The sequence below is a fragment of the Gabonibacter chumensis genome (genome assembly GCF_024741215.1).
Classification (GTDB): Bacteria; Bacteroidota; Bacteroidia; order Bacteroidales; family Marinifilaceae; genus Gabonibacter; species Gabonibacter massiliensis.
In genome coordinates, this window is the sequence record NZ_JANSKB010000001.1 from 280,765 (window position 1) to 297,280 (window position 16,516).

Below are 16,516 nucleotides of genomic sequence, written 5' to 3' on the forward strand. Positions count from 1 at the left end.
TTAAAAATTAGAAATCGTAAATTTAAAACTGTAAATGAAAATGGTTCCCACAAACTATGACCCGAAAACGAGCGAAGAGAAATGGTATCGATACTGGATGGAACACAAGCTCTTTCATTCTTCGGTCGACAAAACAAGAACTCCTTACTGCATAGTAATCCCTCCTCCCAACGTGACCGGAGTGTTGCACATGGGACATATGTTGAACAATACTATTCAGGATGTTCTCGTCAGAAGGGCCCGTTTATCCGGTAAAAATGCCTGTTGGGTGCCGGGAACCGATCACGCCTCCATCGCCACGGAAGCTAAAGTAGTAAACAGATTAGCCCAGAAAGGGATCAAAAAAACAGATTTAACGCGAGACGAATTTCTGAAACACGCCTGGGATTGGACGGAAGAGCACGGGGGTATTATTTTAAAACAACTTCGCAAATTAGGGGCTTCCTGCGATTGGGAAAGGACAGCCTTTACCATGGACGACAAACGTTCGGAAAGCGTTATCAAGGTTTTCGTCGACCTGTATAACAAAGGATTGATATATCGCGGAGTGAGAATGGTAAACTGGGATCCCAAAGCCTTGACCGCCCTCTCCGACGAAGAGGTCATCTACAAAGAGGAGCATAGCAAACTATACTATCTTCGTTACAAAATCGAAGGAGAAGAGGGGTATGCCATCGTGGCGACCACCCGTCCGGAAACCATCATGGGAGACACGGCCATGTGCATCAACCCCAACGATCCGAAAAATCAACATTTAAAAGGTAAAAAAGTGATCGTGCCTTTAGTAAACCGCGTCATTCCAGTTATCGAGGATGAGTACGTGGATACGGAATTCGGAACCGGTTGTTTGAAAGTGACTCCCGCCCATGACGTGAACGATTATAGGTTAGGCGAAAAATACAACCTGCCTTCCATCGATATTTTCAACGACAACGGAACTCTTAGCGAAGCTGCGGGACTGTATATCGGCATGGATCGCTTCGAGGTCCGTACCCGGATCGAACAAGATCTGAAAGCCGCGGGACTGCTGGAGAAAGTTGAATCCTACGAAAACAAAGTAGGTTATTCCGAGCGCACGAATGTACCGATAGAGCCCAAACTCTCCATGCAGTGGTTCCTGAAAATGGCCGATTTAGCCAAACCGGCATTAGATGCCGTTATGAAGGACGATATCAAATTCCATCCTGCCAAATTCAAAAACACATACCGTCATTGGATGGAAAATGTCAAAGACTGGTGTATCAGCCGACAGTTATGGTGGGGACATCGGATCCCGGCTTGGTTTCTCCCGGAAGGAGGATTCGTGGTGGCGGAAACAGCTGAAAAAGCGTTAGAATTAGCGAAGGTAAAAAGCAACAACAAAAGCCTCGCGCTTACCGATCTCCGGGAAGACGAGGACTGCCTCGATACCTGGTTCTCTTCCTGGTTATGGCCTATCTCCCTATTCGATGGAATCAATCACCCGGACAACGATGAAATCAACTACTATTATCCGACGAGTGACCTCGTCACGGCTCCGGATATTATTTTCTTTTGGGTTGCCCGCATGATTATGGCCGGATACGAATACCGAAAGGCCATGCCCTTCCGAAATGTCTATTTCACGGGAATCGTCCGCGATAAGATCGGAAGAAAAATGTCCAAATCTTTAGGGAACTCTCCCGATCCTTTAGACCTGATTGAACAATACGGAGCCGATGGCGTCCGCGTAGGCATGTTGTTATGCTCTCCGGCAGGAGGAGATTTGTTATTCGACGAAAGCCTACCGGAACAAGGACGAAACTTTGCAACAAAAATGTGGAATGCTTTCCGTCTCGTTGACAACTGGAAGGTCGCCGACATAGAACAACCTCTTCACTCGAAATTAGCGATCGAATGGTTCGAACAATACTTACGAAAAAGCGTAGAGACCCTGAACGCCCAATTCGACCAGTATCGGATATCCGAAGCCTTAATGACTGTTTATACCGGTTTCCGCGACGAATTCTCTTCCTGGTTACTCGAGATTATCAAACCTGCTTACGAGCAACCGATAGACCGGATGACTTACGAGAAAACATTGCGCCTATTTGAAGAGATGTTACAGCTCCTCCACCCTTTCATGCCGTTTATCACCGAAGAGATCTGGCAAAATTTACGGGAAAGAAAAAGCGGAGAAAGCATTATGGTTTCCGTATTGCCGACGATGGAAGAATACGATAATCGTTTTCTAACCGAATTCGAACACGCCAAAGAAGTAATTGCCGGCATCCGCAACATACGTAAACAAAATAACGTCGCTTTTAAAGAGGCTATCGTTCTAAAGATAAAAAGTAATGAACGCTATCCGAAAAGATTCGAATCCATTATCCGAAAAATGGGAAATATAGAACGGGTTGAGGAGGTTAGCGACAGCGTTAAAGGAGCATGGAGTTTCATTGCCGATACCGTGGAATATTTTATTCCCGCCGTCGGACAACTAAACACGGAAGAGATAAAAACAAAATTAGAAGCGGACCTGGCTTACGCCAAAGGTTTTCTGGCTTCCGTTATGAAAAAACTCGGCAACGAGAAATTCGTAAACGGAGCCCCGGCACAAGTAATCGAAAACGAAAGAAAGAAGCAGGCGGATGCCGAAGCCAAAATTAAAGCCATCGAGCAACAGTTAGCCGAATTATAAAATAAAGGTCGCTGAGCGACCTTTATTTTTTCCTGTTATACTCATCAATTTCCCGATAAGTTTCCGACGTGTAATCTCCTAAAAGATGCTTGGCAAAATGAAACCACATCTTCCGCTGGAAGAAATCATCCTGAATCCCGGAAAATCCGTGACGAATACCCGGGAGCACCACCAAATCGAAATTCTTCCCGGCCTTCAGCAATGCATCTGCCATCCGAAGGGTATTTCCCGGATGCACGTTATTATCCACATCTCCCGTCACCAACAATAAATACCCTCTCAGCTGTTTCGCTAACTCTATATTAGTCGGAACGCGGGTTTTAAAATAAGTCTCCCGACGAACGATCGTCGTGTCCTTCCCGGTAAGAGAATCCTTTACCGTTTCCCGGATTTCACGAACTTCTTCTTTTATTCCATGGTGGGTCTCTCCCCACCATTGGTTATAGATATTATTATCGTGATTACCGGCAGAAGATACCGCTGCCGTATAAAAATCAGGATACGTACACAAGGCGGCCGTAGACATAAAACCACCTCCGGAATGCCCGAAAATACCCACCCGCGAAATATCGATAAAAGGATGACGGGATGCCAACTGTTCTATACCGTACTTATCATCCGCCAAAGGATAATCCCTCAAGTTTCCGTAACCATAAGTATGATACCATTTATCCCGCAAGGGAGTTCCCCCGCGGTGCCCGAACGAAACTACGACAAAACCGACCTGAGCCAACCCCGCGTTGTAAACGGAAGTAACGCTAAAGACCAACGGGAAAGGTTCTGTCTGTGGTCCCGGATAGACATAGGAGATAACCGGATAAGTCTTGGTCGAATCAAAATCAAAAGGTTTCCACATGAAACCGTACAGATCGGTCACCCCATCGGCCGCCTTCACGGTAAAAGGTTCCGGCAGTTTCCAACCCGTTTCATACAAACGGGAAAGATCAGGTTTCGGTAATTCGAACACGACCTTACCTTTGTTGTCTCTCAACACACTCCTCGGTTCCAAATCCGCCCGGGAATAATTGTCCACAAAATAGCGTCCGGAGGGAGAAAAATCGGCGGCATGGGTTGCCATCTCCGGTGTCAAGATCTCAACACCTTTTTTCCCGTCTATATCGGCCTTGTTAATCCGTGCATAATAGGGAGGCTCTCCCTTTACTTGCCCATAGGCTGCAAAATACATCGTTCGACGGACCGTATCGATTTTTATCATTTTCCCGGCTGTCCATTCCCCCGAGGTAATTTCGTTTTTTAAATTTCCCTCCCCGTCATAATGATAGAAGTGTCCGTGTCCCGTACGCTCGGACCACCATATGATATCCTCCCCGTCATTCAGAAAAGAGATATGATAAAAATCGTCGTTAAAATAAGGCTTATCCGTCTCATTTATCAAAACCTTAACCTCACCGGTAATCGCATCGACCTCACAAATATCCAATTCGTCACATGTCCGCTTTTTACGTTGTACATAAAATTTATCCGTTTTCTTCGACACATATAAAACACTCAGTTTCTGATCCTTCCACTTTTCAATCGGAACCCGAATCTGTTTTTTGGCATCCACATCGAAAACAGAGAGATCGTACTGCGTCACGTGCTCGTCTCCGGCAAAAACATATTTATATTTTTGCAAACGAGGACGTTCTCCCAGGACATTAACAACAAATAAAGAATTTACTTTCCTGTCATCCGACCGTCTCACGTAAAACCGATTGGAATTTTTAAACCACACGATTTTGGCAGCCACCTTCTGAGCGGAAGTATCCTCTTCCGCGTAAGCATAGGAATGGTAAATTTCCCCGTCGGCAGTCAACTGGGTTTCAACGGAATCCTTTACCCGCATCGCGTACAGGTTATGTTTTTTAGCATACACCACGTAAGTACTGTCAGGAGAATAGCTACCGACAAGCCCCGGAGCACGGGATTTCGACTTTTCTTCTTTCTCTAAAGAATCCAATTTAACCAATCGCCGGGCAAATATGTCATAAGCAAATACAAAAGTATCCACCTGAAAAGTCATTGTTTTTTCATCTTCCTTGAATCGGATATTCTGCAAAGTTAAATTTTTACTATTTATCGGTTTGTGAGTGATCTTGCTTAACTCCCTCGACATAAAATCACGATCGAAAAGTTCTTGCTTTTTCCGGGCCTTCGGATCGACGAAATAGTAGCGCAAGCCGTCTCCCGTTTTGTACGTAAACCAAAATTTATCACTCTCTTTAAGAAATCGGGGTTCGACTTTCGTTGAGCCGATCAAATCATTTCCCCTTCCCCGCATAAATTGCTCGGCACGTTTATAGTTGGCTTGTTGACCGGTACAAATTAAAACAAAGAAACAAGGAAATAACCATAGAAAACATCTCATCATCATTATACTATTTTTTTAATAAACCTTTTTTCTCGAAATGGGAACGAAGATAGAAACATCTATTGGAATAATTTATTTTTTATAAAGACTTAATAATTTTTTAACAAACAAAGTTGAGTGATAAAACTCATCTACTCAAACGTTTGCATATGCTACAAAACATATTTGCAAATAAAAAAATCTAAATTCTTATCGCTAACTTTGTGAAGTATAAAAATAACATGCAGACTTCATATTTACCGGATTATGGAAATACGCCCGATCAATAAAGAGCTGGAACAATTGTTTCACCAGATTCGTCACCGGATACGCCGGTTACAGAACGGAAAAGGATTAGACAGCTTGGAAAGAATCGGGGCGGAAACCCAAGGACAAGTCGGAGCCAGCTATATATCCCTGAAAACGCTATCCCGGAACTATCCCCGAAATCTGGAACTCGCTCTCCTGTTATGGGGTACCCAAAGACGCGAAGAACAAATCTTGGCATGTTTCTTGTTACCTCCTTCTTTGGCAATTAAAGAAAAAATTACACAATTATTATCTTTGTGTTTCAATTTCGAAATCGCCGAATATTTTGGAACCCTCGTGTTATCCAAACGAGAAGATTTAGAAGAAATAGTAGATGAATTTTTGGAATCAGGCGCCCCCTACCTTCAAGTAGCCGCCTTAACCGCTATCGCAAGAAATCGGATCGACAAAAAGCTAAATACCCCGTTTTCGGCTAATTATATCCAAAACATCGCTTCTAAAATCGGGACGGATAAATACATTCGACTGATTTTCGAACGCTTGAGAAGCGGTGTAAATATAGAATGAAAATTGAATGTTAATAAAGCATAAAGGAGAAGAGGAAAAAGGAAGAAGACAAATTTATAACGAAATGTTTCCTACATTTGCAAAGTAATTACAGAAAAAAAGTATTAATAAATGGTTTATATAAATTTACTATTATGTCAAAATTAGATTTAAGCAAGTACGGAATTACCGGTGTAACAGAGATCTTACACAATCCTTCCTACGAAACTCTTTTCGAGGAAGAGACGAAACCGGGTTTAACCGGCTACGATAAGGGTGTCGTAACCGAATTAGGGGCTGTAAACGTAATGACCGGTATCTACACGGGCCGTTCTCCCAAAGATAAATTCTTTGTAAAAAATGCAGCAAGTGAAGATTCTGTATGGTGGACCTCCGATGAATATAAAAACGATAACAAACCGACATCCGAAGCTACCTGGAAAGCATTGAAAGAATTAGCTGTCAAAGAGCTGTCCGGAAAAAGATTGTTTGTAGTAGATACATTCTGCGGTGCAAATCCCAGTACCCGTTTGAAGGTTCGTTTTATCATGGAAGTAGCCTGGCAGGCACACTTCGTTAAAAATATGTTCATCCGTCCCACGGAAGAAGAGTTAGCTAACTACGGAGAACCCGATTTCGTTTGTTTCAACGCTTCCAAAGCAAAAGTCGAAAACTACAAAGAGTTAGGTTTAAACTCCGAAACAGCGACCGTATTCAATTTGGCCACGAAGGAACAAGTTATCCTGAACACTTGGTATGGCGGAGAGATGAAAAAGGGATTGTTCTCCATCATGAACTATCTGAATCCGTTAAGAGGTATTGCTTCCATGCACTGTTCCGCCAACACGGATTTGAACGGAGAGAACACAGCCATCTTTTTCGGTTTATCGGGAACGGGTAAAACGACCCTGTCTACCGATCCGAAACGTCTGTTGATCGGGGACGATGAACACGGTTGGGACGATGAGGGAGTATTCAACTATGAAGGCGGTTGCTATGCCAAAGTCATCAACCTATCCAAGGAAGCCGAACCAGATATTTACAATGCCATTACCCGCGACGCTTTGCTCGAAAACGTTACGGTAGATGCTAACGGCAAGATCGATTTTGCAGACAAGTCGGTTACCGAAAACACCCGTGTTTCTTATCCTATTTATCATATTAAGAATATCGTAAAACCGATCTCCAAAGGGGGACATGCTAAAAAAGTAATCTTCCTGACAGCCGATGCTTTCGGAGTACTACCCCCCGTTTCCAAATTAACCCCGGAACAAACTCAATACTACTTCTTAAGTGGTTTCACCGCCAAGTTAGCCGGGACAGAAAGAGGAATCACCGAACCGACACCGACTTTCTCCGCCTGTTTCGGAGCTGCATTCCTTTCTTTACACCCGACCAAATACGGCCAGGAACTGGTGAAGAGAATGGAAGCAGTCGGAGCTACCGCTTATTTAGTGAATACCGGATGGAACGGAACAGGAAAACGTATCTCCATTAAAGATACACGCGGTATTATCGACGCAATCTTAGACGGCTCTATCGATAAGGCCGAAATGAAGGAGATTCCCTATTTTAACTTGGCTGTTCCGACGGCTCTTCCGGGTGTTGACACTCAGATTCTGGATCCGCGCAACACCTATGCCAACGTTGCCGATTGGGATACAAAAGCCAAAGACCTCGCCGGACGTTTCGTCAAGAATTTCGAAAAATTCACCGGAAATCCTCATGGAAAATCCTTAGTCACTGCCGGACCGAAATTGTAATTCGATATTACGCCATATACTTAAAAGACCTTGCCGCTAAGCGACAAGGTCTTTTTTATCCATACGACCGTGATTAAAAAAACGATTAAAACCCGATACAAAACTTAAGTCATTATCCGTGATATTCATATCAAAGCAACCATTTGGCACGAGCACCTGCATATATATAATTTATATAACTATTTTATTTTTTATCAAAATAATACTAATTTATTTTTGATATCTAAACACAATACCCTATATTTGATATATTATTTTTATTAATTAAACTAATTATTATGAGATCAATTAAAAAATGGGCAATGCTATGCGCATTGTTATGCATTAACGTATCACTATTTGCTGTAACTTCGGTAACCATAACAGCCGAAGTTCGATACTATCCGGCTCCCGTAGAAAGATACATTGTCGAATACCGTAGACTTGATAAAACGGAATGGATCCCCGTCAAATCCTTTATTTCAACCATTAAAATTAAGGATCTAATTCCTGGTTACGAATATGCATTCAGAGCCCGCGTAGAAACAAGATACGGTTTAGGAGAGCCTTCTAAATCTGTTATCGTCGAGATTCGGGATGATGATTATGACATTTCGTACAGATTAGACTGTCCTCCCCCTCCGGGACCTGCAAAATCATACGCTCCCTCCTTTCTCGATAAGATATACACTATCGGTACAATAAAAGAGGGAACTAAAATCCCGTACAGACAAGAGGAATAAAAATTTGTACCAATAAAAAAGCGCCGATCGGCGCTTTTTTTTAACCTAAATATCCCTTCATAATTCCTCGTTTGCTATTACGAACGAAAAGGATGATTTCATCTCTTTCCTTAGAAGCAGGCATTTCCGCTTCAATCCGCTCTATCGCATCGGAATTATTCAAACCGGATTGATACAGAATCCGGTAGATATCTTGTATCTCGTTAATTTTTTCGTTAGTAAATTCCCTGCGGCGCAACCCGATAGAGTTTACCCCGGCATAGGAAAGCGGCAACCTACCGGCCTTCACGAAAGGAGGAACATCCTTACCGATCAAGGAACCACCTTGAATCATCACGTGACGCCCGATATGCACAAACTGATGTACGGCAGTCATACCTCCCAAAATAGCAAAATCGTCCACCACAACCTCTCCTGCCAACTGACAAGCATTCGTTATGATGCAATTATTGCCGATTTCACAATCGTGAGCAATATGGGCATACGCCATAATCAAACAATTATTACCGATTTTAGTGATGCCCTTGGCCGCCGTTCCGCGATTCACGGTCACACACTCCCGAATCGTGGTATTATCACCAATCATTACGATCGATTTCTCTCCTTTAAATTTCAAATCTTGCGGGACCGCCGAAATAACGGCTCCTGGAAATATTTTACAATTTTTTCCAATGTGCGCACCTTCCAATATGGTTACATTCGACCCGATACGCGTTCCTTCTTCTATCACCACGTTCTTATCTATCGTCACAAAAGGCTCAATCACCACATTATCGGCGATCTGCGCTTCCGGATGAACGTATGCTAACGGTTGTTTCATTCGTTTTTTATTTGATTTAAAATCTATTTTTTACACACTATCATTAAAATTCAGGATGCAAGTATACAATTACTTCTTGGTTTTTGCAACTTGCGCCATGAACTCTGCGACTTCACACACCAAATTTTTCCCAACAAAAGCATAAGCTTTCATGGTTACAATCCCGCGCCGAATCGGGGCGGTTTTTATTAATTTAAATATCAAGGTATCTCCCGGAACCACTTTCCGACGGAATTTTATTCCATCAATTTTCACAAAATAAGTAGAATAGTTTTCCGGGTCTTCCACTTGATTAAGCACCAAAATCCCCCCGCATTGAGCCATTGCCTCCACGATCAGCACACCGGGCATCACCGGCTCCTCCGGGAAATGTCCCACGAAGAAGGGCTCGTTCATGGTCACATTCTTACACCCGATCACAATATCGTCGGTCACCTCGTATATTTTATCCACTAACAAAAAAGGAGGACGATGAGGCAATAAGGATTTTACCTTATTGATATCCATCAACGGTTCCGATGTAACATCCACATCGGGGCAAACATCCCCACGTTCCGCATGAAGAATAGCTTTGTATATTTTTTGGGCCATAGCGGCATTTGCTTTATGTCCCGGTCTTTCTGCAATTACCCGTCCTTTGATAAAACGTCCGCACAAAGCCAAATCACCAATAACATCCAACAATTTATGACGAGCCGGCTCATTATCAAAATACAAGGTCAAGTTATTCAATATACCCTCTTTTACCTCTATCGAATCGTAATTGAATAGCTTTGCCAATCGATCGACCTCTTCCTGAGATATCTTGCGATCCACGATAACAATAGCATTATCCAAATCTCCTCCCTTGATCAGGTTATGTTGCAATAACATTTCAATTTCCCGCAAGAAAACAAAAGTACGGCAAGGAGCAAAATCCTTGGCAAAATCAACGTTATTTTCCGAATAAGTTGCATATTGCATTTTTAAATAGGGAGAATCATAGGCCACTACCAGATTCACGTTATAATCCTTATCGGGCAACAGGGTCAATTTGGTCAAACCGTCTTCACTCACATACTCCATCTGCTCTTTCACGACAAAATATTTCCGTTCCGCAGCCTGCTCTTCCAAACCTATCTTGGCGATTTCATCCGTATACATTTTAGAGCTTCCGTCTAAAATCGGAAATTCCTCTCCATCCAGCTCAATCAAACAGTTGTCTATTCCACTACCATACAAAGCAGCCATTGCATGCTCCATCGTATATATATGCACTCCATCTTTTTCAAGGCAACTCGCCCGATCCACAAATTTCACGTATTCAGCTAAAGCTGGAATTTCAGGAGTTCCGTCTAAATCTATCCGATGTATCTTATAACCGAAATTCTCTTTAGCGGGTTTAAAGGTAACCGTAACGTGCTTTCCGGTATGTAACCCTTTACCACTCAGAGAAAACTCTCCTTTCAAAGTTTTTTGCTTTACTGTCATCTCTATTTCGACTTTAAGGTTTTTATCTCTTTCTCCAAATCTTTTATCTGCCCGTAAAGTTCTGGCAATTTACGGAAAACGACATAACATTTCTGATACTTAGGAAGATCAAAAGCGGGGGATCCGCGAAGCACGGATTTTTCCGGTATATTTGCCGTGATACCGCTTTGAGCCGCTATCTGAGTTCCGGCACCTATAGTCAAATGACCGATAAGGCCTACCTGACCTCCAAAAACACAATTTTCCCCGATTTTAGTTGTTCCGGCCACACCCGATTGGGCTGCAATAACCGTATTGGCACCAACGACCACATTATGGGCGATCTGGATTAAATTATCCAATTTAACTCCTTTACGGATAAAAGTCGACCCCATGGTAGCCCGGTCAATACAAGTATTCGCCCCTATTTCGACATCATTTTCAATCACAACATTGCCGATCTGCGGAATCTTTTTATAGTGGTCGCCCTCGGGAGCGAAACCGAATCCATCGGCTCCGATTACGGCCCCAGAATGAAGAATGCAAGAAGCCCCGACGACACAACCCTGGTAAATCTTTACACCGGAATAGATAATCGTATTGTCCCCGATCGAAACGCCATCGCCGATATAAGCCTGAGGATATATTTTTACGTTATTTCCAATTTTTGCGCCTTTCCCGATATAAGCAAAGGCCCCGATATAGGGATTTTCCCCCACAACAGCAGAATCGCTAACAAAAGAAGGTTGCTCTATCCCTACCGGTTTCGGACGCATGCTCTCATACATTTGCAATAAAGTAGCTATCGCATCATAAGCAGATTCCACCCGGATAATCGTACAAGAAAGTTCTTGAGCAGGTTCAAATGTTTTATTCACCAAAACAATCGATGCCTCTGTCGTATAAATGTAATGCTCGTACTTCGGATTAGCTAAAAAGGCCAAAGTACCCGGCCGGCCTTCCTCAATTTTTGACACATTATTCACAGAAATCTCAGGATCCCCTTCTACAACCCCATTTAGCAGAGCTGCAATATCTTTTGCTTTAAACTCCATAACTCAAAAATTTCGGCAAACTTACAAATTTTATTTCGAACTATGTAAATTTATTACGAATATGTTTCATAATTTCCCCGGTACTTGATCTTTCTCCTACTGCCCTTTACCTGAAAAACCGACATAAACACTAAAGATTCATCCCGTCACGCGATCCAAATCTTGCCCTTAGGGATTTAGATAAAATGCACGTTAAAAACGAGTCATATAGAAAATTGGAAGAGAACTCTTTGTTTTTAAAATAATTAATACTATCTTTGCCACGGTTAAACACTGAGGGGGCGATATGTCCCCTCTTGTGTTATTTAAAAAGAAAAGAAGAGGAATGAAAAGCAAGGAGGAAATTAAGAGCATGATTGAGCGTATCGCTCAAGAGCAAAATTTATTTTTAGTCGATCTGACAGTTTCTCCGGAGAATAAGATTGAAGTTTTTATCGATTCGCTGAAAGGAGTAAATGTGGGCACTTGCCGTACGGTATGCAAAGAGCTGGAAGCCCTTCTCGATAGAGAAAGTGAAGATTTCGAGTTAACAGTTTCAAGTGCCGGTATCGGTTACCCGTTTAAAGTTCCCCAGCAATATGAAAAGAATCTGAACAATCAGGTAGAAGTACGTTTACAAAACGGTAATAAATTGCAGGGAAAATTAAAAGCCTATTCCGAAAAAGGCATTGTTCTGGAATACGAGGAGAAGCTGCGTGTCGAAGGGAAAAAAAAGAAAGAGACCGTTCTGGTTGAAAAAAACATAGATTTCATAGAGATAAAGGAGGTTAAAGATATTGTTATTTTCTAATAAGAAGAGAAAGATGGAAAATATTAATTTAATAGATTCATTTGCGGAATTCAAAGAACTAAAAAATATTGACAGAGCGACTTTAATGAGAGTATTGGAAGATATTTTCAGAAGTATGCTTATAAAACGTTACGAAACAGACGAAAATTTTGATATCATTATCAATATCGATAAAGGAGATTTGGAAATCTGGAGAAATCGTATCGTTGTGAAAGACGAGGAATTTGAAAATCCCAATACACAAATTTCACTTACTGAAGCCAAAAAAATCGATAACGATTATGAAGTAGGCGAAGAGGTGACCGACGAGGTCAAATTCAAGGATTTCGGACGTCGTTCCGTTCTGGCATTAAGACAAAATCTTTCTGCCCGCATATTGGAGTTGGAGAAAGATCATGTTTTCACGAAATACAAGGAAAGGGTGGGACAAATCGTCACCGGTGAGGTTTATCAAGTATGGAAAAAAGAGATTCTGGTGTTGGACGATGAGGGGAACGAACTTATCTTGCCGAAACAAGAACAGATCCCAAGTGATTTCTTCAAAAAAGGAGATACGATTCGGGCTGTTGTCATTCGCGTGGAAATGAGAAATGCATCTCCCTACATTGTACTTTCGAGAACTTCTCCCGTATTTCTGGAGCGCTTGTTTGAAAACGAAGTTCCTGAAATTTTCGATGGTTTGATTACCATCAAAAATGTAGTTCGCGTTCCGGGAGAACGAGCCAAAGTGGCTGTCGAATCTTATGATGACCGTATCGACCCGGTAGGAGCCTGTGTCGGAATGAAAGGATCCAGAATCCACGGTATCGTCCGGGAATTAAAAAACGAAAACATTGATGTTATCAATTACACGAACAACGTTCAACTATACATCACAAGAGCTCTTAATCCAGCGAAGATCAATAAAATAGAGATTGACGAGAAGAGTAAAAGAGCTAATGTTTACCTGAATCCCGAAGAGGTTTCCTTGGCCATCGGTAAAGGAGGATTGAACATTAAACTGGCGAGCCAACTTACCGGGTACGAAATAGATGTGTATCGCGAATTGGATCAAGCCGAGGAAGAAGATGTCAACTTAGACGAGTTCTCAGATGAGATTGAACCGTGGGTAATCGACGAATTGAAGCGAGTAGGCTGTGACACGGCTAAAAGTGTATTAGAATTAAGCGAATCAGAATTAGAGAGCAGAACCGATCTTGAGGTCGAAACAATCAGAGAAGTTCTTAAAATCTTAAGAGCTGAATTTGAATAATAAGACCTGAAGTATAATGCTTGTAAAATTAAAATCTTAATATGGCAGTAAGATTAAGTAAAGTTGCTAGAGAATTTAATGTAGGCCTGTCTACCATCGTAGATTTCCTACAAGATAAGGGGATTAAGATTTCATCTGATCCAAACGCAAAATTGACCGAAGAGCAATACGCTTTGGTTGCAAAAGAATTTTCAACGGATAGCGAGGCCAAAAAAGAATCTATTAAAGTTGATTTAAAAACGAGCCGACAAAAAAAAGAGGCTGTGACTATAGATACCTTAACCAATAGTCAGGAAGAGGAAGAAGAGAATAAATTCATATCAATAAAGGACGAGGTTAAGATCGAGAATAAAATCAAAGTTATCGATCGTATCGATTTAAACCGCATAAACAAACCTCGCCAGGAAGAGAAAGCCGAAGAGAAAAAAGAGAATAAGACGGTGGAACAGCCCCGGGTAAAGGAAGTTATTCGTCAAACGCCCAAAGTTGAGAATCGTCCGGCAACAGTAGTACCTCCGGCAAGAAAACAAGAACCGGAAAAGCCTGTAGAAAAAGAGACAAACACGGAAATAAATTTCAAATCCCCGACTCCCACGCTGAAAGAGGTGAAGGTTGTCGGTTCTATTGATCTGGACTCTATTAACCAACGAACTCGTCCTCCGAAGAAAAGCAAACAGGAGAGAGAACGTGACAAAAAAGAGCTCAAACGTAATAAGATAATCATTCCGGCTAAAGTTGATACTCCGGAGGATGATTCCTTGGAATCGGGAGACGAGCTGGAGATTCGAAAAAAAAGGAAAAGAATATTAAAGAAAGACGAGAAGATAGCTGTCGATTCTCCAAAATCATTAAAAATAGAGGAGAATAAAAAGAAACTCAAAAAGCTCAAAAAGAAAAAAGCGACAAAAGCCGAAATTACGGAAGAAGACGTTCAAAAACAGATTAAGGATACTTTTGCCCGCTTAGGTAACAAAGGTAAAACGAAAGCGGCCAAACACCGGAAAGACAAGAGAGAGGCTGTACATCAAAAAATGCAGGCTGAAATGGAACAGGCTGAGATCGAGAAGAACATCCTGAAATTGACGGAATTCGTTACAGTAAGCGAATTGGCCAACATGATGGATATCTCCGCGACTGAAATTATATCCGCCTGTATGTCCCTCGGTTTATTCGTCTCTATCAACCAACGCTTGGACGCGGAAACGATCAACGTTGTGGCGGAAGAGTTTGGATTTGCCGTCGAATTCGTCAGCATCGATATACAAGAAGCCATCGAGGAAGAGGAGGAGGATCTACCGGAACATTTAGAGGCTCGTCCCCCGATCGTAACGGTAATGGGACACGTCGACCACGGTAAAACCTCCTTATTGGACTATATTCGTAAAGCTAACGTCATCGCGGGAGAGGCAGGAGGTATTACCCAGCACATCGGAGCCTATAGCGTGAAATTACAGGACGGAAGAACAGTAACGTTTTTGGATACGCCCGGACACGAGGCATTTACAGCCATGCGTGCCAGAGGAGCACAGGTAACGGATATCGCTATTATCATCGTAGCTGCCGACGACAATGTCATGCCCCAAACCATCGAGGCAATCAACCACGCCAGTGCAGCTGGTGTACCGATCGTATTCGCTATCAACAAGATCGACAAACCAGGTGCGCATCCAGATAAAATACGGGAAGAGTTAGCTAATATGAACTATTTGGTTGAGGAGTGGGGAGGTAAATACCAATGCCAGGAGATTTCAGCCAAACAGGGACTTCATATTGAAGAGTTATTGGAAAAAGTATTGTTAGAAGCGGAAATTCTGGAACTAAAAGCCAACCCGTATAAAAAAGCGACCGGATCCATTATAGAGTCTTCATTAGACAAGGGCCGGGGGTACGTGGCTACGGTATTGGTTCAATCGGGAACTCTACGCGTGGGAGATGTTGTATTGGCCGGACAATATTTCGGGCACGTGAAAGCGATGTTCAACGAACGGGGACAAAAAATGGAAGAAGCAGGTCCTTCAACCCCGGCATTGATACTTGGTCTGAACGGAGCTCCGCAAGCGGGGGATAAATTTAACGTGATGGGGAATGAGAAAGAGGCTCGCCTATTGGCAAACAAACGGGAACAATTACAACGCGAACAAGGTCTGAGAACGCAAAAACACATTACGTTGGATGAAATCGGAAGACGAATCGCTATCGGAAACTTCCAGGAATTGAATATCATCGTAAAAGGAGATGTTGACGGTTCTATTGAAGCCCTTTCTGATTCGTTAATAAAATTATCGACTCAAGAGATTCAGGTAAACGTGATCCACAAAGCTGTAGGACAGATTTCGGAAGGAGATGTCATGTTGGCTGCCGCTTCAAATGCTATTATCGTCGGATTCCAAGTTCGCCCGTCATTGGGTGCGCGTAAACTGGCAGAAAAAGAACAAATCGATATCCGCTTGTACTCTATCATTTATACGGCGATCGAAGAGATTAAGGCCGCCATGGAGGGGATGCTTTCCCCTGAAATGAAAGAGGAGATCACGGCAACCGTCGAAGTATTGGAAACTTTCAAGATTTCCAAGGTGGGTACTATTGCCGGTTGTATCGTCAGAGACGGAAAAATATCCCGTAATTCGAAAATACGCGTTATTCGGGATGGAATTGTGATCAACACGGGAGAACTCGGTTCATTGAAACGGTTCAAAGACGATGTAAAAGAAGTCAGTAAAGGATTTGAATGCGGATTAAATATCAATAATTTTAACGATATTCAAGTCGGAGATATGATAGAAGGATTCGAAGAAGTAGCCGTAAAGAAAACACTATAATATTCCGGAAAAACATTGTGA

General features: G+C 42.4%; 11 protein-coding genes. 7 read left to right on the forward strand and 4 right to left on the reverse strand.

What is annotated here, in order from left to right:
- Nucleotides 1-40: 40 nt before the first annotated feature.
- On the forward strand, nt 41-2,659 hold the full coding sequence (locus NVS78_RS01205) for a valine--tRNA ligase (RefSeq protein WP_286358445.1): 2,619 nt from the start codon (nt 41-43) through the stop codon (nt 2,657-2,659).
- A gap of 22 nt (nt 2,660-2,681) precedes the next feature.
- On the opposite strand, the gene NVS78_RS01210 is transcribed toward NVS78_RS01205, so the two are convergent.
- Nucleotides 2,682-5,033 carry a S9 family peptidase gene (locus tag NVS78_RS01210; RefSeq protein WP_353620708.1) on the reverse strand — a complete coding sequence of 784 codons (2,352 nt, stop codon included), beginning with the start codon at nt 5,031-5,033 and terminating at the stop codon, nt 2,682-2,684.
- A gap of 243 nt (nt 5,034-5,276) precedes the next feature.
- On the opposite strand from NVS78_RS01210, the gene NVS78_RS01215 reads away from it, so the two are divergent.
- The 3 genes from NVS78_RS01215 to NVS78_RS01225 all read left to right on the forward strand — a co-directional run bounded on the left by NVS78_RS01215 (nt 5,277) and on the right by NVS78_RS01225 (nt 8,310).
- Nucleotides 5,277-5,846 carry a hypothetical protein gene (locus tag NVS78_RS01215; protein ID WP_286357570.1) on the forward strand — a complete coding sequence of 190 codons (570 nt, stop codon included), beginning with the start codon at nt 5,277-5,279 and terminating at the stop codon, nt 5,844-5,846.
- 134 nt (nt 5,847-5,980) lie between these two features.
- The gene (gene pckA / locus NVS78_RS01220; protein ID WP_041502763.1) at nt 5,981-7,588 is read left to right on the forward strand and encodes a phosphoenolpyruvate carboxykinase (ATP); all 1,608 of its coding nucleotides are present in this window, start codon (nt 5,981-5,983) and stop codon (nt 7,586-7,588) included.
- Between the two features lie 278 nt (nt 7,589-7,866).
- Nucleotides 7,867-8,310, forward strand: a complete 444-nt coding sequence (locus NVS78_RS01225; RefSeq protein ID WP_286357571.1) for a fibronectin type III domain-containing protein — start codon at nt 7,867-7,869, stop codon at nt 8,308-8,310.
- Nucleotides 8,311-8,350: 40 nt separating this feature from the next.
- On the opposite strand, the gene lpxA is transcribed toward NVS78_RS01225, so the two are convergent.
- The 3 genes from lpxA to lpxD form a co-directional block, all read right to left on the reverse strand.
- The gene (lpxA, locus tag NVS78_RS01230) at nt 8,351-9,130 is read right to left on the reverse strand and encodes an acyl-ACP--UDP-N-acetylglucosamine O-acyltransferase (protein ID WP_041502761.1); all 780 of its coding nucleotides are present in this window, start codon (nt 9,128-9,130) and stop codon (nt 8,351-8,353) included.
- A 69-nt stretch (nt 9,131-9,199) separates the two neighbouring features.
- Nucleotides 9,200-10,600, reverse strand: a complete 1,401-nt coding sequence (locus NVS78_RS01235) for a bifunctional UDP-3-O-[3-hydroxymyristoyl] N-acetylglucosamine deacetylase/3-hydroxyacyl-ACP dehydratase (protein ID WP_286357572.1) — start codon at nt 10,598-10,600, stop codon at nt 9,200-9,202.
- 2 nt (nt 10,601-10,602) lie between these two features.
- Nucleotides 10,603-11,634, reverse strand: coding sequence for a UDP-3-O-(3-hydroxymyristoyl)glucosamine N-acyltransferase (gene lpxD, locus NVS78_RS01240; RefSeq protein ID WP_286357573.1), 1,032 nt, complete (start codon nt 11,632-11,634; stop codon nt 10,603-10,605).
- Nucleotides 11,635-11,959: 325 nt separating this feature from the next.
- On the opposite strand from lpxD, the gene rimP reads away from it, so the two are divergent.
- The 3 genes from rimP to infB are packed head-to-tail and all read left to right on the forward strand — an operon-like array spanning nt 11,960 to nt 16,495.
- On the forward strand, nt 11,960-12,424 hold the full coding sequence (rimP, locus tag NVS78_RS01245; RefSeq protein ID WP_286357574.1) for a ribosome assembly cofactor RimP: 465 nt from the start codon (nt 11,960-11,962) through the stop codon (nt 12,422-12,424).
- Nucleotides 12,425-12,437: 13 nt separating this feature from the next.
- Nucleotides 12,438-13,676 (forward strand): transcription termination factor NusA, encoded by a 1,239-nt coding sequence (gene nusA / locus NVS78_RS01250; RefSeq protein WP_041502758.1) that lies wholly within the window; start codon nt 12,438-12,440, stop codon nt 13,674-13,676.
- 41 nt (nt 13,677-13,717) lie between these two features.
- Nucleotides 13,718-16,495: a translation initiation factor IF-2 gene (gene infB, locus NVS78_RS01255; RefSeq protein ID WP_286357575.1), complete on the forward strand. Its 2,778-nt coding sequence runs from the start codon at nt 13,718-13,720 to the stop codon at nt 16,493-16,495.
- The last annotated feature ends 21 nt before the right edge of the window (nt 16,496-16,516 follow it).

What these genes read in the sequence shown, in the direction of transcription:
- rimP (WP_286357574.1), top strand. Translation starts at nt 11,960, where the DNA reads ATGAAAAGCAAGGAGGAAATTAAGAGCATGATTGAGCGTATCGCTCAA.
- lpxA (WP_041502761.1), bottom strand. Translation starts at nt 9,130, where the DNA reads ATGAAACAACCGTTAGCATACGTTCATCCGGAAGCGCAGATCGCCGAT.
- NVS78_RS01215 (WP_286357570.1), top strand. Translation starts at nt 5,277, where the DNA reads ATGGAAATACGCCCGATCAATAAAGAGCTGGAACAATTGTTTCACCAG.
- pckA (WP_041502763.1), top strand. Translation starts at nt 5,981, where the DNA reads ATGTCAAAATTAGATTTAAGCAAGTACGGAATTACCGGTGTAACAGAG.
- nusA (WP_041502758.1), top strand. Translation starts at nt 12,438, where the DNA reads ATGGAAAATATTAATTTAATAGATTCATTTGCGGAATTCAAAGAACTA.
- lpxD (WP_286357573.1), bottom strand. Translation starts at nt 11,634, where the DNA reads ATGGAGTTTAAAGCAAAAGATATTGCAGCTCTGCTAAATGGGGTTGTA.
- infB (WP_286357575.1), top strand. Translation starts at nt 13,718, where the DNA reads ATGGCAGTAAGATTAAGTAAAGTTGCTAGAGAATTTAATGTAGGCCTG.
- NVS78_RS01235 (WP_286357572.1), bottom strand. Translation starts at nt 10,600, where the DNA reads ATGACAGTAAAGCAAAAAACTTTGAAAGGAGAGTTTTCTCTGAGTGGT.
- NVS78_RS01205 (WP_286358445.1), top strand. Translation starts at nt 41, where the DNA reads ATGGTTCCCACAAACTATGACCCGAAAACGAGCGAAGAGAAATGGTAT.
- NVS78_RS01225 (WP_286357571.1), top strand. Translation starts at nt 7,867, where the DNA reads ATGAGATCAATTAAAAAATGGGCAATGCTATGCGCATTGTTATGCATT.
- NVS78_RS01210 (WP_353620708.1), bottom strand. Translation starts at nt 5,033, where the DNA reads ATGATGATGAGATGTTTTCTATGGTTATTTCCTTGTTTCTTTGTTTTA.